The organism is Curtobacterium sp. ME-Dv--P-122a, assembly GCF_030209645.1.
Taxonomy (GTDB): domain Bacteria; phylum Actinomycetota; class Actinomycetes; order Actinomycetales; family Microbacteriaceae; genus Curtobacterium; species Curtobacterium flaccumfaciens.
Genome location: NZ_JARVRO010000005.1, coordinates 21,059 through 38,324, shown reverse-complemented (window position 1 = coordinate 38,324; position 17,266 = coordinate 21,059). Strand labels below are relative to the sequence as shown.

Annotated in this window: 16 protein-coding genes; all 16 read right to left on the bottom strand. The window is 71.4% G+C overall.

Annotated features, from left to right (window positions below; all coding sequences use genetic code 11):
• Nucleotides 1–4: 4 nt before the first annotated feature.
• The 16 genes from metK to aroC all read right to left on the bottom strand — a co-directional run bounded on the left by metK (nucleotide 5) and on the right by aroC (nucleotide 17,247).
• Nucleotides 5–1,216 carry a methionine adenosyltransferase gene (gene metK / locus QRN49_RS03875; RefSeq protein ID WP_282820014.1) on the bottom strand — a complete coding sequence of 404 codons (1,212 nt, stop codon included), beginning with the start codon at nucleotides 1,214–1,216 and terminating at the stop codon, nucleotides 5–7.
• Nucleotides 1,217–1,221: 5 nt separating this feature from the next.
• Nucleotides 1,222–1,485, bottom strand: a complete 264-nt coding sequence (gene rpoZ / locus QRN49_RS03870; RefSeq protein ID WP_017887186.1) for a DNA-directed RNA polymerase subunit omega — start codon at nucleotides 1,483–1,485, stop codon at nucleotides 1,222–1,224.
• 27 nt (nucleotides 1,486–1,512) lie between these two features.
• Complete coding sequence (gene gmk / locus QRN49_RS03865) at nucleotides 1,513–2,436, bottom strand: guanylate kinase (RefSeq protein ID WP_239001435.1); 924 nt, start codon at nucleotides 2,434–2,436, stop codon at nucleotides 1,513–1,515.
• Nucleotides 2,433–3,317 carry an orotidine-5'-phosphate decarboxylase gene (gene pyrF, locus QRN49_RS03860; protein WP_284753993.1) on the bottom strand — a complete coding sequence of 295 codons (885 nt, stop codon included), beginning with the start codon at nucleotides 3,315–3,317 and terminating at the stop codon, nucleotides 2,433–2,435. Before pyrF ends, gmk begins: the two co-directional genes overlap by 4 nt.
• A gap of 11 nt (nucleotides 3,318–3,328) precedes the next feature.
• On the bottom strand, nucleotides 3,329–6,622 hold the full coding sequence (gene carB / locus QRN49_RS03855; protein ID WP_284753992.1) for a carbamoyl-phosphate synthase large subunit: 3,294 nt from the start codon (nucleotides 6,620–6,622) through the stop codon (nucleotides 3,329–3,331).
• Entirely contained in the window at nucleotides 6,622–7,821 is a 1,200-nt protein-coding gene (carA, locus tag QRN49_RS03850) for a glutamine-hydrolyzing carbamoyl-phosphate synthase small subunit (protein ID WP_111031600.1), read from the bottom strand. Before carA ends, carB begins: the two co-directional genes overlap by 1 nt.
• Complete coding sequence (locus tag QRN49_RS03845) at nucleotides 7,818–8,381, bottom strand: PH-like domain-containing protein (protein WP_042540296.1); 564 nt, start codon at nucleotides 8,379–8,381, stop codon at nucleotides 7,818–7,820. The genes carA and QRN49_RS03845 overlap by 4 nt, the downstream gene beginning before the upstream one ends.
• A complete protein-coding gene (locus QRN49_RS03840; protein WP_284753991.1) occupies nucleotides 8,378–9,736 on the bottom strand; it encodes a dihydroorotase in 1,359 nt (452 codons plus the stop codon). The genes QRN49_RS03845 and QRN49_RS03840 overlap by 4 nt, the downstream gene beginning before the upstream one ends.
• Complete coding sequence (locus QRN49_RS03835; protein WP_110864574.1) at nucleotides 9,733–10,707, bottom strand: aspartate carbamoyltransferase catalytic subunit; 975 nt, start codon at nucleotides 10,705–10,707, stop codon at nucleotides 9,733–9,735. Before QRN49_RS03835 ends, QRN49_RS03840 begins: the two co-directional genes overlap by 4 nt.
• On the bottom strand, nucleotides 10,707–11,306 hold the full coding sequence (gene pyrR, locus QRN49_RS03830) for a bifunctional pyr operon transcriptional regulator/uracil phosphoribosyltransferase PyrR (protein ID WP_017887177.1): 600 nt from the start codon (nucleotides 11,304–11,306) through the stop codon (nucleotides 10,707–10,709). Before pyrR ends, QRN49_RS03835 begins: the two co-directional genes overlap by 1 nt.
• A gap of 24 nt (nucleotides 11,307–11,330) precedes the next feature.
• Nucleotides 11,331–11,783, bottom strand: coding sequence for a transcription antitermination factor NusB (nusB, locus tag QRN49_RS03825; RefSeq protein ID WP_027465744.1), 453 nt, complete (start codon nucleotides 11,781–11,783; stop codon nucleotides 11,331–11,333).
• Between the two features lie 11 nt (nucleotides 11,784–11,794).
• On the bottom strand, nucleotides 11,795–12,358 hold the full coding sequence (gene efp, locus QRN49_RS03820; RefSeq protein WP_017887175.1) for an elongation factor P: 564 nt from the start codon (nucleotides 12,356–12,358) through the stop codon (nucleotides 11,795–11,797).
• Between the two features lie 148 nt (nucleotides 12,359–12,506).
• Nucleotides 12,507–14,198: an ABC1 kinase family protein gene (locus QRN49_RS03815; RefSeq protein WP_284753990.1), complete on the bottom strand. Its 1,692-nt coding sequence runs from the start codon at nucleotides 14,196–14,198 to the stop codon at nucleotides 12,507–12,509.
• Nucleotides 14,199–14,375: 177 nt separating this feature from the next.
• A complete protein-coding gene (aroB, locus tag QRN49_RS03810; RefSeq protein ID WP_111023065.1) occupies nucleotides 14,376–15,473 on the bottom strand; it encodes a 3-dehydroquinate synthase in 1,098 nt (365 codons plus the stop codon).
• A complete protein-coding gene (locus tag QRN49_RS03805) occupies nucleotides 15,470–16,030 on the bottom strand; it encodes a shikimate kinase (protein WP_284753989.1) in 561 nt (186 codons plus the stop codon). The genes aroB and QRN49_RS03805 overlap by 4 nt, the downstream gene beginning before the upstream one ends.
• Nucleotides 16,027–17,247, bottom strand: coding sequence for a chorismate synthase (gene aroC, locus QRN49_RS03800; protein WP_284753988.1), 1,221 nt, complete (start codon nucleotides 17,245–17,247; stop codon nucleotides 16,027–16,029). Before aroC ends, QRN49_RS03805 begins: the two co-directional genes overlap by 4 nt.
• Between the last annotated feature and the right edge of the window lie 19 nt (nucleotides 17,248–17,266).

Here is a 17,266-nt window from a genome sequence, read left to right as displayed (position 1 = left end):
TGCTTCAGACGGTCGCGGCGACGAGTCCTGCGGCGGCGCGGAGTTCCTCGACACGGTCGAGCTGCTCCCACGTGAACCCGGGGAGCTCGCGGCCGAAGTGGCCGTAGGTCGCGGTCTGCGCGTAGATCGGTCGGAGCAGGTCGAGGTCGCGGATGATCGCGGCCGGCCGCAGGTCGAAGACCTGGCGGATGGCGGCTTCGATCGTGGCGTCGTCGACGTGTCCGGTGCCGAAGGTCTCGACGTACAGCCCGACGGGCTTCGCACGGCCGATCGCGTAGGCGACCTGCACCTCGAGCCGGTCGGCGAGCCCCGCGGCGACCGCGTTCTTGGCGACCCAGCGCAGCGCGTAGGCCGCCGAACGGTCGACCTTCGACGGGTCCTTGCCGCTGAACGCGCCGCCACCGTGACGAGAGGCCCCGCCGTAGGTGTCGACGATCACCTTGCGGCCGGTGAGCCCGGCGTCGCCCTGGGGGCCACCGATCTCGAAGCGACCGGTCGGGTTCACGATGACGTCGACGTGCGACGAGTCGAGGTCGACCAGGTCGAGGACCGGACGGATCACGTGCTCGGTGATCGCCGTGGTGAGCTCGTCGAGCGTGACGCTCGGCGAGTGCTGCGTGGAGAGCACGACGGTCTCGACGGTCTTCGGCACGACGCCGTCGTACCCGATGGTGACCTGGGTCTTGCCGTCCGGGCGCAGGAACGACAACTCGCCCGACTTGCGGACCGCGGCCAGGCGCTCGGCCAGGCGGTGCGCCAGCCAGATCGCGACCGGCATGTACTCGGGGGTCTCGTTCGTCGCGAAGCCGAACATGATGCCCTGGTCGCCGGCGCCCTGACGGTCGAGCGGGTCGACGGCACCGGTGCGGGAGTCGAGCGACTCGTCCACACCCTGCGCGATGTCGGGCGACTGCGCGCCGATCGAGACCTCGACACCGCAGGTGGCACCGTCGAACGAGACGTCCGACGAGTTGTAGCCGATGCCGGTGATGACGTCACGGACGAGCTTGGGGATCTCCACGTAGCCGGAGGTCGTGACCTCGCCGGCGACGTGCACGAGCCCGGTGGTCACCATCGTCTCGACGGCGACGCGCGCGTTCGGATCGACCGTCAGCAGTGCGTCGAGGATGCTGTCCGAGATCTGGTCGCAGATCTTGTCGGGGTGCCCCTCGGTCACCGACTCGGACGTGAAGAGGCGGAGAGCAGCTGCAGTCACCGGGATCAGTCGGTGGGCTGCTGCTGCTTGGTGACGGTGAGCTTGTCCTCGTTGATCTCGTGGAGCGCGACGGACAGCGGCTTGTCGTCGATCGTCGAGTCGACGAGCGGTCCGACGTTGTCGAAGAGCGAGCCCTCGTGCAGGTCGGCGTAGTAGTCGTTGATCTGGCGGGCGCGCTTCGACGCGAAGATGACGAGCGCGTACTTCGACTCGACCTTGCTGAGCAGGTCGTCGATGGGCGGGTCGATGATGCCCTGGGGGTTGGCCATGGTGTCTCCTCGAAGTCAGTGCACCCGTCAGGGCGCAGAGAACAAGTCTACGACCTCACGTGCCGCGGTGCCGACATCGGAGTTCACGATCCGCACGTCGAACTCGTCCTGCGCGGCCAGCTCGACCTTCGCGGTCTCGAGACGACGCGCCTGTTCCTCGGCGGATTCGGTGCCACGGCCGATGAGTCGGCGCACCAGTTCCTCCCACGTCGGGGGCAGCAGGAACACGAGCACCGCCTCGGGCATGGCGTCGCGGACCTGCCGGGCGCCCTGCAGGTCGATCTCCAGCATGACCTTCTCGCCGGCGTCGAGCGCGCGGTCGATCGGCGGGCGCGGGGTGCCGTACCGGTACGAGTTGTGGACGGTCGCCCACTCGAGCAGCTCGCGGTCGCGGATCATGCGGTCGAACTCATCGTCGTCCACGAAGTAGTAGTGCACGCCGTCGACCTCGCCGGGGCGCGGCTTCCGGGTGGTGGCGGAGACGCTGAGGTTGACGTCCGGGTAGTGCTGTCGGATGTGCGCGCTGACCGTGCCCTTGCCGACCGCGGTGGGTCCGGCGAGCACGACGAGCTTCGAGGCACCACGCTTGCGCCCGCGGGCGGCGAGCCAGTCCGCCAGGGCGGTCCGCTGCCGGGTCCCCAGGCCACCGAGGCGCTTCGACGGGGCGATCCGCAGGGTCCCCATGATCGCCTCGGCTCGTGCGGGGCCGATGCCCGGCAGACTGACGAGCAGGTCACGGACCCGCAGCGAGCGTTCCGCCGAGGTCGTCTCGACCAGCGAGTCGTCCCACGCGGCGCGGGCGACGTCGAGTGCCGAGCGCTCCCCCGACGCGATCGCGGCCTTCACCGCGGCCCGGGCGCGTCGCGCGGCGACGGCGGCCTTCGCCGCAGCGACGCGGTCGACCTCTGGCGGGGTCCGGTGTGCGGGCAGGCCCTCGTGCTCGTCGGTCACGCTGCCGCCGCCAGTGCGGTGCGGATGCGGTCTGCCCGGTCGGTGACGAGCGCCGCGACGCCGTCCGGGCCATCGGTCAGCAGGCCGCGCGACTCGCTCACGAGCACCTGCTCGGCACGGGCGCCGTACAGCGCACGGAGGTCCTCGATACGGGCACCCTGGGCACCGAAGCCCGGGGCGAGGACCGGCGCGGTGCCGATCGCGTCCGCGTCGATGCCGAAGTCGTCGAGGTGAAGGGTCGCGCCGAGCACGAGCCCGACGTCGCCGAGGGCCTGATCGCCCACGGACCGGTTGTCGTCTGCCACGTCCAAGACGATACCGGCCGCGACCGTCCGGCCGGTACGCGGTCCTTCCGCGAGCACCGCGGTCTGCAGCACCCGCGCCTCGGGGTTGCTCGTCGCCGCGAGCACGAAGACCCCGGCACCGTTCCGGCGCGCGACGTCGATCGTGCCCCGGAGCGAGCCGTACCCGAGGTACGGCGACACCGTCATGGCGTCGGCCGCGAACGGCCCGTCGCGGTCGAGCCACGCCAGTGCGTAGTCGTCGCCGGTCGTGCCGATGTCGCCCCGCTTCACGTCGGCGACGACCAGGAGGCCCGCATCGCGCGCCCGGCGGATCGTCGCGTCGAGCGCACGGTAGCCCGCGACCCCCGCCGCCTCGAAGAAGGCGACCTGCGGCTTCACGATCGCCGCGCGGCCGGCGGCCGCGTCGACCAGGGTCGCGCCGAACGCCGTCAGGCCCTGCTCGTCGCGGGCGAGCCCCCACGCCGCCAGGGTGGCGGCGTGGGGGTCGATCCCGACGCAGAGCGGTGAACGCTCCCCCATGGCGGACGCGAGGCGGTCGCCGAAGGAGGCCGGGCCTCCCGACTGGTTCGTTGCCATGCCGGCAGCCGTCACCAGGTCGCGCGCTCGAGCGCGTAGTCCTGCAGGCTGCGGACGTTGAGCGGCGAACCGATCGTCTCGATCGCCGCGACGGCCGCCCCGATCTGCGCGATCGTCGTGAACAGCGGCTTGTCCGCCGCGACCGTGGCCGCACGGATCTCGTACCCGTCCGCACGACCGGCGGCACCCGACGGCGTGTTGATCACGATGTCGACCTCGCCCCGGGCGAGCAGGTCGACGACGCTCTCGCCGCCCTGGCTGTACTTGCCGACGATCCCGACCTCGATGCCGTTGCGGCGGAGGATCTCCGCCGTGCCCTCGGTCGCGATGATCGTGAAGCCGAGCTGCTGCAGGCGGTGCACCGGCAGCACGATCGCGCGCTTGTCGGTGTCTGCGACGCTCACGAAGACCGTGCCGCTGGTCGGCAGGCCGCCGTACGCGGCGTCCTGCGACTTGAGGAACGCCCGCGGGAAGTCGCGGTCGATGCCCATGACCTCGCCGGTGGAGCGCATCTCGGGGCTGAGCACCGAGTCGACGACCTGGCCCTCGCGGGTGCGGAAGCGACGGAAGGGCAGCACGGCTTCCTTCACGGCGACCGGCGACTGCGCGGGCACGAACGCCCCGTCACGCTCGGGCAGCATGCCCTCGGCGACGAGCTCGGCGACCGTGGTGCCGGTCATGATGCGGGACGCGGCCTTGGCCAGCGGGATGCCGAGCGCCTTCGAGACGAAGGGCACGGTGCGGCTGGCGCGCGGGTTCGCCTCGAGGACGTAGAGCACGCCGGCACCGATGGCGAACTGGACGTTGAGCAGGCCCTGCACGCCGATGCCGCGGGCGATCTTCTCGGTCGCGTCGACGACGCCCTGGATCTCCGCGCGGCCGAGACCGACCGGGGGCAGGGTGCAGGCCGAGTCGCCGGAGTGGATGCCGGCCTCTTCGAGGTGCTCCATGATGCCGCCGATGTAGAGCCGCTCGCCGTCGAAGAGCGCGTCGACGTCGATCTCCACGGCGTCGTCGAGGAACCGGTCGACCAGCAGCGGGAGCTCCGGGCCGATGATCGCCTGGTCGGCCATCCGGTCGAAGTAGTCCGCGAGCGACGGGGAGTCGTACAGGATCTCCATGCCGCGGCCGCCGAGCACGAACGACGGGCGGACGAGGACGGGGTACCCGATCTCCTCGGCCACCGTGGTCGCGCTCGACAGGTCGTGGGCCGTGCCGTTGCGCGGTGCGAGCAGACCGGCGGCGTCGAGGATGGCGGAGAACTGCCCGCGCTCCTCAGCCGAGTCGATCGCGGTGGGGCTGGTGCCGAGGATCGGGAGGCCCGCGGCCTCGAGCGGCTTCGCCAGACCCAGTGCGGTCTGGCCACCGAGCTGCACGACGACGCCGACGAGTTCGCCGGACGCGGCCTCGGCCTCGATGACCTCGAGGACGTCCTCGGCGGTCAGCGGTTCGAAGTACAGGCGGTCCGAGGTGTCGTAGTCGGTCGACACGGTCTCGGGGTTGCAGTTGATCATGATCGTCTCGAACCCGGCGGCGCTCAGAGCGAAGGACGCGTGCACGCACGAGTAGTCGAACTCGACGCCCTGCCCGATGCGGTTCGGGCCGGAGCCGAGGATGACGACCTTCTTGCGGTCGCTCGGCGTGATCTCGGTCTCGGTGTCGTACGACGAGTAGTGGTACGGCGTCAGGGCGGGGAACTCGCCGGCGCAGGTGTCGACGGTCTTGAAGACCGGTCGGATGCCCTGGGCGTGCCGCTCGTCACGGACCTGCTGCTCGGAGACCGGTGCCGCGTCCGTGCTGCGCAGGCTCGCGATCTGGGTGTCGCTGAAGCCGTGCTCCTTCGCCCAGCGCATCGTGTCCGCGTCGAGGGTGTCGGCGGCCCGGACCTCGTCCGCGACCTCGTTGATGAGCACGATCTGGTCGATGAACCAGGGGTCGATCTTGGTGGCCTCGAAGACCTCGTCCGCGGTGGCACCCGCGACCAGGGCCTGCTGGACCGTGACGATGCGGCCGTCGGTCGGGATCGACGACTTCGCCAGCAGGGCGTCCTTGTCGAGCTCGGACGCCGGGGTGTCCCAGTGGAAGCTCGACCCGCGCTTCTCGAGCGAGCGCAGCGACTTCTGCAGTGCCGTGGCGTAGTTCCGGCCGATGGCCATCGCCTCGCCGACGCTCTTCATCGTCGTGGTCAGGGTGGCGTCGGCGGCCGGGAACTTCTCGAACGCGAACCGCGGGGTCTTCACGACCACGTAGTCGAGCGTCGGCTCGAAGCTCGCCGGGGTGACCTTCGTGATGTCGTTCTCGATCTCGTCGAGCCGGTAGCCGATGGCGAGCTTCGCGGCGATCTTGGCGATCGGGAAGCCCGTGGCCTTCGACGCGAGGGCCGACGAGCGGGACACGCGGGGGTTCATCTCGATGACGATGACGCGGCCGTTGGACGGATCGACGGCGAACTGGATGTTGCAGCCACCGGTGTCGACGCCGACGCGACGGATGATGTCGATGCCGATGTTCCGCATGTTCTGGTACTCGCGGTCGGTCAGGGTCAGCGCGGGGGCGACCGTGATCGAGTCACCGGTGTGGACCCCGACCGGGTCGACGTTCTCGATGGAGCAGATGACGACGGTGTTGTCGTAGTTGTCGCGCATCAGCTCGAGCTCGTACTCCTTCCAGCCGAGGATGGACTCCTCGAGCAGGACCTCGGTCGTCGGGCTGGACTGCAGCCCGTCGCCGACGAAGCGGACGAGTTCGGCCTCGTTGTACGCGAAGCCCGAGCCGAGGCCGCCCATGGTGAACGACGGGCGGACGACCAGCGGGTACCCGAGGTCCTTCGCGAACTCCTTCGCTTCCTCCAACGTGTGCGCGATGTGGCTGCGGGCGACGTCGGCACCGGACTCGAGCACGAGCTCCTTGAAGAGCTGGCGGTCCTCGCCGCGCTGGATCGCCTCGACCTTGGCGCCGATGAGCTCGACGCCGTGCTTCGCGAGGATGCCGGCCTCGTCGAGCGCGATGGCCGCGTTCAGGGCCGTCTGGCCGCCGAGGGTCGGCAGGACGGCGTCCGGCTTCTCGATGCGGATGATCTCCTCGAGCGACGCGTTCGTGATCGGCTCGATGTAGGTCGCGTCGGCGAAGTCGGGGTCGGTCATGATCGTCGCCGGGTTCGGGTTGACCAGGATGACCCGGACACCTTCGGCCCGGAGGACGCGGCATGCCTGGGTGCCGGAGTAGTCGAACTCGGCGGCCTGACCGATGACGATCGGGCCGGAGCCGATGACGAGGACGGAGTTGATGTCTGCGCGCTTGGGCATCAGTTCGCTTCCTTGGTGATGTCTGCTGCGGGGGTCGTGGCGTCGGCGGTGGCCGCGTCGAGCGGCTCCCCGTCGCGACGCTCGCGCACCATGTCCGCGAACCGGTCGAAGAGGTACATGCTGTCGTGCGGTCCGGCGGCGGCCTCGGGGTGGTACTGCACGCTGAACGCCGGCACGTCGAGCGCGCGGAGGCCCTCGACCACGTTGTCGTTCAGCGAGTAGTGCGAGACCTCGACCCGACCGAACCCGGCCGGGGACTCGAGGACCTCACCGAGGGGCGCGTCGACCGCGAAGCCGTGGTTCTGGCTCGTGATCTCGACCTTGCCCGTGGTCGTGTCGAGCACCGGCTGGTTGATGCCGCGGTGGCCGAAGGGCAGCTTGTAGGTCCCGAAGCCGAGCGCGCGGCCGAGCAGCTGGTTGCCGAAGCAGATGCCGAAGAACGGTCGGCCGGTGCGCAGGCTGTCCTGCAGCAGTTCCACCTGCGCGTCCGACGCGGCGGGGTCGCCGGGGCCGTTCGAGTAGAACAGGGCGTCCGGTGCGAGGGCTTCCAGCTCCGCAGCGGAGATGTCCTGCGGCACCACGTGCACCTCGAAGCCGCGGGCCGCGAGGTACCGGGTGGTCGAGGCCTTCACGCCGAGGTCGAGCACGGCCAGGGTGCCGATCTGCTCGCCGACGGCGGGGACGACGTAGGTCTCCGGGGTGGACACGACCGCCGAGAAGCTCGCACCGGCCATGGTCGCCTGCGACACGACCGCGTCCAGCTGCGACTCGGCCGACAGCGCCGCGTCCGGACCGCTGAAGACGCCGCCCTTCATGGCGCCGGCGTCACGGATGCGGCGGGTGAGTGCGCGGGTGTCGATGCCGGAGATGCCGACGATGCCGTCGCGCACCAGGTGGTCGTCGAGCGTGGCGTTCGCGCGGTGGTTCGACACCACGCGGCTGGGGTCGCGCACCACGTACCCGGCGACCCAGATGCGACGGGACTCGGGGTCCTCGTCGTTCACCCCGGTGTTGCCGATGTGCGGCGCGGTCTGCACCACGATCTGTCCGGCGTAGGAGGGGTCGGTCAGCGTCTCCTGGTAGCCGGTCATGCCTGTCGCGAAGACCACCTCGCCGAGCGTGCGCCCACGGGCGCCGTAGGCCCAGCCGTCGTACCGGGTGCCGTCTTCGAGGACCAGGACGGCCCGTTCGCGTGTCATGCTTTCTTCCCTTCGCCCGCGGTTCGCGGAGCATCGGCCGCAGTTGCCTGCGGCCCGGTCTCGGTCAGTCCCTGCAGGGCGTGCAGCGCGGCTGCGTCGCCCTCCGGGAACCGGAAGTAGGTGTCCAGGTCCGTCGCACCTGCGGCGCCGGTCGCCGTCCATCGCAGACGGACCAGTCCCCCGGGTTCGACCACTCGGTCGATCGCCCACGTGGAGCGGTCGGCACCGCGGACCGCGTCACGCGCGATCCAGCGGTCGTCGGTACCGGCGAGGCGCATCACCACGCCGGTCGCGTGGACCGTCACCCCGCCGCGGCCGCGGAAGCCGAGGCCGCCTGCGGTGATGCGTTCCAACGGCTGGTCGGCGCGGGTCGTCGCGACGGTGAACCCGTCCCACGACCCGACCGCCGGTGCCAGGTCGGCCGGCACCCGGACCGGAGGCACGGCTTCCGCCTGCTTCCTGGTCCGCGTCCGCCAGGTGCGCGCCATCGCGACGAACAGGGCGGCGACCGCGAGCAGGATCACCGCGCCGAGGAGCCAGCGCTGCGTGTCACCGCTCATGCGCGCGCCCCTGTCCGGAGCGCCGCCGCGTGCGCCGCGATCGTGTCCGCGTCGACGACCCGGCCGTCGAGCACCGTCGCGTACCCCTGGTGGAAGGTCGCGACGACCCGGCCCGGCAGGGTCATGCCGAGGTACGGCGAGTTCTGCGACTGACCGGCGAGGTCGGTGACCGCGAACTCGCGGCTGGCCGACGGGTCGTAGAGCGTGATCTCGGCGGGTGCTCCCTCGGCGATGCGCTGCCCGTGCCCCTCGACCCGGCCGATCCGCGCCGGCGCCTCGGACAGCACCCGGGCGACGTCGGCCCAGTCGAGCCGCCCGTCGTCGACCACGGCGGACTGCACCACGCTCAGCGCGGATTCGAGGCCGACCATGCCGTTCGCGGCGGCGGGCCACTCGCAGCACTTCGCCTCGGCGGTGTGCGGTGCGTGGTCGGTCGCGACGATGTCGATGGTGCCGTCGGCCAGGGCCGCGCGGAGCGCCTCGACGTCCTCGCGGGCGCGGAGGGGCGGGTTCACCTTGTAGCGGGCGTCGTAGCCCGGCGCACCGTCGTGACCGGCGATGAGGTCCTCGGTGAGCACGAGGTGGTGCGGGGTGACCTCGGCCGTGACGTCGATGCCGCGGGACTTCGCCCACCGGATCACCTCGACGCTGCCGGCCGTCGAGACGTGGCAGACGTGCAGGCGTGCTCCGACGTGGTCGGCGAGCAGGACGTCGCGGGCGATGATCGCCTCTTCCGCGACGGCGGGCCACCCGGCGAGGCCGAGCTCCGAGGACAGTCGGCCCTCGTTCATCTGCGCGCCGATGGTCAGCCGGGGCTCCTGGGCGTGCTGCGCGAGCACCCCGCCGAAGCCCTTGATGTACTCGAGTGCGCGGCGCATGAGCAGCGGGTCGGCCACGCACGAGCCGTCGTCCGAGAACACCCGGACCTTCGCACGGGAGGTCGCCATGGCGCCGATCTCGGACAGGTGCGTGCCCTGCAGCCCCTGCGACACGGCACCGATCGGGCGGACCGTCACGTAGCCGGCGTCGTCACCGAGGGCCTGGACCTGCTCGACGACCCCGGCGGTGTCGGCGACGGGGCTCGAGTTCGCCATGGCGTTCACGGCGGTGAAGCCACCGGCGGCGGCGGCACGCGAGCCGGTGAGGACGGTCTCGGACTCCTCGTGACCGGGCTCGCGCAGGTGCGTGTGGAGGTCCACGAGGCCGGGCAGGGCGATGAGGCCGTCCGCGTCCACGGTGGTGGCGCCGGCCGTGTCGAGACCGGACCCGACCGCGGTGATGCGACCGGCCTCCAGGCGGATGTCGGCACGCGAGCCGTCGACCAGCTGCGCGCCACGGATCAGGTGAGCGGTCATGCGGCGGACTCCTTCGCGTCGGTGCCGGTGCCGGCACTGCCCGTCAGGGCGAGGTAGAGGACGGCCATCCGGACCGAGACGCCGTTCTCGACCTGCTCGACGACGGTCGAACGGGGGTCGTCGGCGGCGACGCCGGCGATCTCGAGCCCGCGGTTCATCGGACCGGGGTGCATGATCAGCGTGCGCTCGGACAGCCGACCGAAGCGCGCCGCCGTCAGGCCCCAGTGCCGCGTGTACTCGCGCGGGTTCGGGAAGAAGGCGTCGTTCATGCGCTCCTGCTGGATGCGGAGCGTCATGACGACGTCCGGGTCCTCGGCCAGGGCGGTGTCGAGGTCGTGATGCACCGCGGCGCCGAACGGGGTCGGTGTGGCGGGCAGCAGCGTCGGCGGCGCGGCGAAGGTCACGCTCGCGCCGAGGGTGCGGAGCAGCCAGGCGTTCGAACGGGCAACTCGGCTGTGCAGCACGTCGCCGATGATCAGGACGCGCACGCCGTCGAGGCCCTGGCCGCGCGAGCCGGCACCGTGCAGGCGGCGGCGCATGGTGAAGGCGTCGAGCAGTGCCTGCGTCGGGTGCTCGTGGGTGCCGTCACCGGCGTTGACCACCGGCACGTCGATCCAGTCGGCGTCGGCGAGCACCCGCGGGGCACCCGAGGCACCGTGGCGCATGACGATGCCGTCGATGCCCATCGCGCCGAGGGTCTGCACGGTGTCCTTCAGGGATTCGCCCTTCGAGACGCTCGAGCCCTTCGCGGCGAAGTTCAGGACGTCGGCGGACAGGCGCTTCGCGGCGGCCTCGAACGAGATGCGCGTGCGCGTGGAGTCCTCGAAGAACAGGTTCACCACGGTCTTGCCGCGCAGGGCCGGGAGCTTCCGGACCTCGCGCGTGTTCACCTCGGCCATCTCCTCGGCCACGTCGAGGATGTGGACGGCCTGGTCGCGGGAGAGGTCGGCGGTGGAGAGCAGGTGCCGCATCACGCCACCCCCTGCTCGATGAACACGGTGTCGTCGCCGTCGGTCTCGGCCAGGTGCAGCGTGACCCGCTCGTCGGACGCGGTCGGCAGGTTCTTGCCCACGTGGTCCGCGCGGATCGGCAGCTCGCGGTGGCCGCGGTCGACGAGCACGGCGAGCCGGACGGCACGCGGCCGGCCGATGCCCTGCAGCGCGTCGAGCGCGGCTCGGACGGTGCGACCGGAGTACAGCACGTCGTCGACGAGCACGACGACCTTGCCGTCGATGCCGCCGGCGGGGATGACCGTCCGGTGCGGCGCGCGGCCGATGCCGTGGCCGAGGTCATCGCGGTGCATGGTGACGTCGAGCGTGCCGACACGCTCCGTCCCGATGCCACCGGCGGCCGAGGACCACTCCGGCTCGATGCCGGCCAGGATCCGGCCGAGGCGTTCCGCCAGGACGGCGCCGCGGGTCGGGATGCCGAGGAGCACGAGGTCCGAGCCCCCGTGGTTGGCTTCGAGGATCTCGTGCGCGATGCGTGTCAGGGCACGCGTGATGTCGGGCTGTTGCAGGACCGTTCTGGTTCCCACGTCGACCCCCTTCCCCGCCTCACTGGACGGCATTAAAGGATGCTGACGTGGTCAACCCTACCGGGACTCCTGGTCTCCTGCGACCGTCCGACCGGACGGTGCACGACCGCCAGCGACGGCCCCGAGGACGCCGTTGACGAAGCCGGCGGAGTCCTCGGTGGACAGCGACTGCGCGAGCTCGACCGCCTCGGCGATGGCGACGGCGTCGGGCACCTCCGGGTTGAACCGGAGCTCCCAGACGGCCATCCGCAGGATGCACCGGTCGAGCACAGGCATCCGGGCGATCGACCAGCCCTGGGCGTGGTCGACGATGACGGAGTCGATCTCGTGGCGGGCATCGTCGACACCGGTGACGATCTGGCGGGCGTAGTCCCAGCTGGAGGCGCGCTCCGGCTGGTCCAGGTGCCGGACCGTCTCGGTGGCGAGCACGTCCGCGATCGGCAGCTCACGCACCTCGGCGACGTACAGCATGTCGAGGGCGCGCTTGCGGGCCTTCGAACGAGCACTCATACGGTCAGCGCCTAGGAGTTGACGCGGCCGAGGAAGCTGCCGTCGCGCGTGTCGATCTTCACCAGGGTGCCGCTCTCCAGGTACAGCGGGACCTGGATGCGGTGGCCGGTCGCGATGATGGTCGCGTCCTTGGTGCCGCCGGAGGAGCGGTCGCCCTGCAGGCCGGGCTCGGTCTCGACCTCGGTGACGATCGACGTCGGGAGCTCGACGTACAGCGGGTTGCCCTCGTTCATCGCGATGGTGACCATCGCGGACTCGAGCAGGTAGTTCTTGGCGTCGCCGACCACGGTCGCGGAGACCGGGATCTGGTCGTACGTGTCGGTGTCCATGAACACGTAGGAGTCGCCGTCCTCGTAGAGGAACTGGTAGTCACGACGGTCGACGACGGCGGTGTCGATCTTCGCGCCGGCGTTGAACGTGCGGTCGACGACCTTGCCGGAGACGACGTTCTTGAGCTTCGTGCGGACGAACGCGCCGCCCTTGCCCGGCTTGACGTGCTGGAACTCGACGACCGACCACAGCTGGCCGTCGATGATGAGAACGGCGCCGTTCTTGATGTCTGTGGTACTGGCCATGAGTCGTCGGTGTCCCGTTCGGTCGTGTTGTGAAGTGTCCTCGGGCCGCGGACGGCCCCGGACGAGTGTAGCGGACGCCCGCCCGGCGGCCCGAGCGGTGCGCGTGCGTGCCGGACGCGCCGGTCACGGACGGGCGCCGGGCCCGCGGTCAGCGTCGCCGTCGAGCGAGCCAGGCGTCGATCGCCGCCCAGCCGAGCAGCACCACCGCCGCTCCCCCGAGCAACCCGCCCGCGACCCCCGTGGACAGGGCCGCCGTCGGTCGTGCCGGCAAGGACAGGTAGACGATCGCCAGGATCCCCGCCCCCGCACCGAGCAGCACGAGCAGGATGCGCCGGATCATCCCGGACACGAGCTGCCGGTCGCGGCTGTCCGCGAAGAGCCGGATGTTCACCGTGAACCGGCCGGTCTCGATCGCCTCGCCGATGCGGTCCACCCGGCGGGGCAGGCGACGGGCAGCCGACACGACGCCGAGCAGTTCCTTCGCCGCCAGGTCCCGGAGCTTGCCCGGCCGGAGCTGGTCGGTGATCTGCTCCCGGGCGAGTCCGCGGGACTCCTCGAGCAGGTCGAACGACGGTGCGAGCGTGCGGAGCGTGCCCTCGAAGATGGCCAGCGCGCGGGCCGCGGCGACGAAGTCCGGCGGCGGCTTCAACCGGTACCGCCCGAAGACCTCGACCGCGTCGTCCACGGTGTCGACGCCGATGCGTGCACCCGGGCCGAGCTCGTCCGCGACGAAGCGGGCGATGTCCCGACGGAAGTCGGGCTCGTCGTGGGCATCGCGCACGGGCGCCATCCGCAGGACCGCATCGGCGATCCGCGACGTGTCGTCCTGCAGGTACGCGGCCAACAGGTCCTGGACCGTGTCCCGGAGACCCGGGTCGAGCCTCCCGACCGATCCGAAGTCGATCAACGCGGGCCGCCCGTCGCGCAGCACCAGGACGTTCCCCGGGTGCAGGTCCGCGTGGTACAGGCCGTCGAAGACGACCTGGCGCAGGAAGGCGCGGAGGATCGCGCGCATCGGCGCGTCGAGGTCGCGCTCGGAACGCTCGGCGCGGATCGCGCTGAGCGTGTCGCCCTCCAGGAACTCCATCACGAGCACACGCCGGCCGGACAGGTCCGGGTAGGGGTCCGGGAACCGGACCTCGTCCGGACGCGCGCTGCGGGCCTGGGCCGCACGCAGCGCGGTGAGGTTCCGGAGCTCGGAGACGAAGTCGACCTGCCGGATCAGGTCGTCCGCGTACTGGCCGGCGATGTCCTGCACCCCGACCTGCCGTGCCTCGGTCGACCACCGGGCCATGAACCGGACGACCCGCAGTGCGATGTCCACGTCGCGGCGCACCGCGGCGTCGATCCCCGGCCGCTGCACCTTCACGGCGACCGCGGTGCCGTCGGGCAGCCGGGCGCGGTGCACCTGCGCGATGGACGCCGCAGCGACGGGCACCGGGTCGAAGGTCGCGAAGACCTGGTCGATCGGGGCGCCGAGCTCCTGTTCGAGGAGCGCACGGACCTCGTCCGCCGGCGCCGCCGTGACGTTCCGCTGCAGGTGGGCGAGTCCCTCGGTCCACTCCTCGGGCAGCAGGTCGTCACGGGTGGACAGCAGCTGGCCCATCTTCACGAATCCACCACCGGCTTCCTCGAGCGCCCGGCGCAGGTGCTCGGCCTGGTCGCGACGCAGGTCCGACGTTGCCGGGTCGTGCGAGAAGTCGAGACGGCGGAACGGCACCAGGTGGTGGCGGCGGGCGATCGAGAGGAGTTCGGTGAAGCGTCGACCACGGGAGCGCAGGCTGCCGGTGTCGGCGTCGCGCGGGCCGGAGAGGTCGCTCAGTCGGGGTGGGGTGGGCACGCCCGTCAGTCTGCTCCCCGGTGCTGGGTCCGCAGCGTGCGGGTGGTGCCGTCCGTCACGTCGTCCTGTCGTCCTCCACAGCCTGGAGGCTCGGCGCGGCCTCCACAGGTCCGTGTGGGTCCGGCGCGGGGCTCGGACCTGGAGTGGATTCGTCAGGTCCTGCGCTGACCGAGCAGGCTAGACGCCGACCTCCTGGTAGGCAGTGAAGAGCAGGTGGTCCTCGGGGCCCTCGAGCACGACGGGCTTGCCGACGCCGTCCAGGATGATGAACCGCAGCATGCCGGCACGGGCCTTCTTGTCACGACGCATGGTGGCCAGCAGCCCCTGCCAGCGCCCGACGCCGTACGAGGTCGGCAGGTCGAGCGACTCGAGGATCGCGCGGTGCCGGTCGACCGTCGCGTCGTCCAGGTGCCCGGTGAGTCGGGCGAGCTCGGCGGCGAACACCATGCCGACCGACACCGCTGCACCGTGGCGCCACTGGTACCGCTCGGCGTGTTCGATCGCGTGCCCGAGGGTGTGCCCGTAGTTCAGGATCTCGCGTCGGCCCTGCTCCGTGAAGTCGTCCGAGACGACCTCGGCCTTGAGCGCGATGGCGAGCTCGACGACCCGGCGGAACTCCGGCGTCGTCGGGTCGGTGACCCGGTCGACGTCGGCCTCGATGATGTCCAGGATCTCGGGCACGGCGATGAACCCGGCCTTCACGATCTCGGCGAACCCGGTCAGGATCTCGTTGCGCGGCAGCGTGCGGGCGAGGTCGAGGTCCACGACGACGGCACGGGGCGCGTAGAAGGCGCCCACCAGGTTCTTGCCCTCGTTCGTGTTGATGCCCGTCTTGCCGCCGACGCTGGCGTCCACCATGCCGAGCACGCTGGTCGGGACGGCCACGTACGGCACACCGCGCAGCCAGGTCGCGGCGACGAAGCCGGCCAGGTCGGTGACCGCGCCGCCCCCGAGGCCGATCACCGCGTCGGTGCGGGTGAAGTCGGCCTGCCCCATGATCTGCCAGCAGAACGCCGCGACCTCGACGCGCTTGGCGCCCTCGGCGTCGGGGACCTCGGCGATCAGGGCTTCGAGCCCGGCCTCGACCAGGAGCGCGCGGAGCTCGTTCGCCCGGGCACCGAGCGTCGGCGAGTGCACGATGAGGACCTTGGCGACACGCGGGCCCAGGATCGCGGGCAGGGCGCCGAGCAGGTCCGTGCCGACGGCCACCGTGTAGCCGTCGTCACCGCCGACCCGGATCTCGGTGGTCCCGGCGGGCAGGGTCGACTCGGTCACGGTGCTCCTTCGGTGCTGGTGGTGCTGGTGGTGCTGCTGGTCGTGCTGCGCAGCCACGTGACGACGTCGTCGACCACGCGGGACATCGGCCGGCGCGACGTGTCGACCACGACGTGCGCGAGCTCGGCGTAGGTGGCGGCCCGCTCGTCCATGATCGTCTGCCAGGCGTCCATCCCGCCGTTTGCCAGCAGGGGCCGGTCGGACCCGGCGATCCGGTCGGCGACGGCCTCGGGCGACACGGTGAGCAGGACGATGCGCGCGCCGCTCAGGGCTTGCCGGGTGTCCGCGTGGGTGACGGCTCCCCCGCCCACGGCGATCACGCCGCCCGTGGCGAGCGCTGCCCGGACCGCCTGGGCCTCGAGGGCGCGGAACGCCGGCTCACCGCGGTCCGCGAAGATCCCGGGGATCGGCCCGTGCTCGCGCACGATGACCCGGTCGGTGTCCGTGAACGGGACGCCGAGTGCCTTCGCCACCCGCTTGCCGACGCTCGACTTGCCGGCACCCATCGGGCCGATGACGACCACGGGCGCGTCGGCGCGTCGGACGTCGGTGCTCACAGGTCGGTCGACGTCGCCGACGGCTCGGTCCGGCGCGTGCGCAGGGTCTCCGGGATCGCGGCGAGGTAGGCGTCGAGGTTGCGCTTCGTCTCGACGACGTTGTCGCCACCGAACTTCTCGAGCACCGCGTCGGCGAGCACCAGGGCCACCATCGCTTCGGCGACGACACCCGCAGCCGGCACGGCGCAGACGTCGGAGCGCTGGTGGTGCGCCGAGGCGTCCTCACCGGAGACGACGTCCACCGTGTGCAGGGCGTGCGGGATGGTCGCGATCGGCTTCATCCCGGCGCGGACGCGCAGCACGGTGCCCGTGGACATCCCGCCCTCGGTCCCACCGGCGCGGTCGCTCGTGCGGTAGATCTCGCCGTCCTCGCGGTACAGCTCGTCGTGCGCGGCGGAGCCCCGGCGGCCGGCGGTCGCGAAGCCGTCACCGACCTCGACCCCCTTGATGGCCTGGATCCCCATGATCGCCGCGGCGAGGCGGGCATCGAGCCGGCGGTCCCAGTGCACGTGCGAGCCGAGGCCCGGCGGGACGCCGTAGAACAACACCTCGACGACGCCGCCCAGGGTGTCGCCGTCCGTCTTCGCGGCCTCGACCTCGGTGACCATGCGGGCAGAGGTCTCGGCGTCGAAGCAGCGCAGCTGGTCCTCGTCGAGGCGGTCCACGTCGTCGGGCAGTGGCAGGTCCGTACCGTCGGGGACCCGGACGGTCCCGACCTGCAGGGTGTGTGCCACCGAGCGGATGCCCAGTTCGGCCAGGAACGACTTCGCGACGGCGCCGAGCGCCACGCGTGCGGCGGTCTCGCGGGCGCTCGCCCGCTCCAGGATCGGGCGCGCCTCGTCGAAGCCGTACTTCTGCATGCCGACCAGGTCGGCGTGACCCGGACGCGGTCGGGTGAGCGGGGCGCTCCGCCCGCGGGACATCTCGGTGGACTCGATCGGCTCGGGGTTCATGACCTCGACCCACTTCGGCCACTCGGTGTTGCCGATGCGGATCGCGATGGGGCTGCCGAGCGAGTAGCCGTGTCGGACGCCGCCGGACACGTGCAGCTCGTCCTGCTCGAACTTCATCCGCGAGCCACGGCCGTAGCCGAGCTTGCGGCGCGCGAGATCGGCACGGATGGACTCGAACGACACCGGGACACCCGCGGGCAGGCCCTCGAGCATGGCGATCAGTTCGGGTCCGTGGGACTCACCAGCAGTCAACCAACGAAGCATGCCGCAATCCTCCCACAGC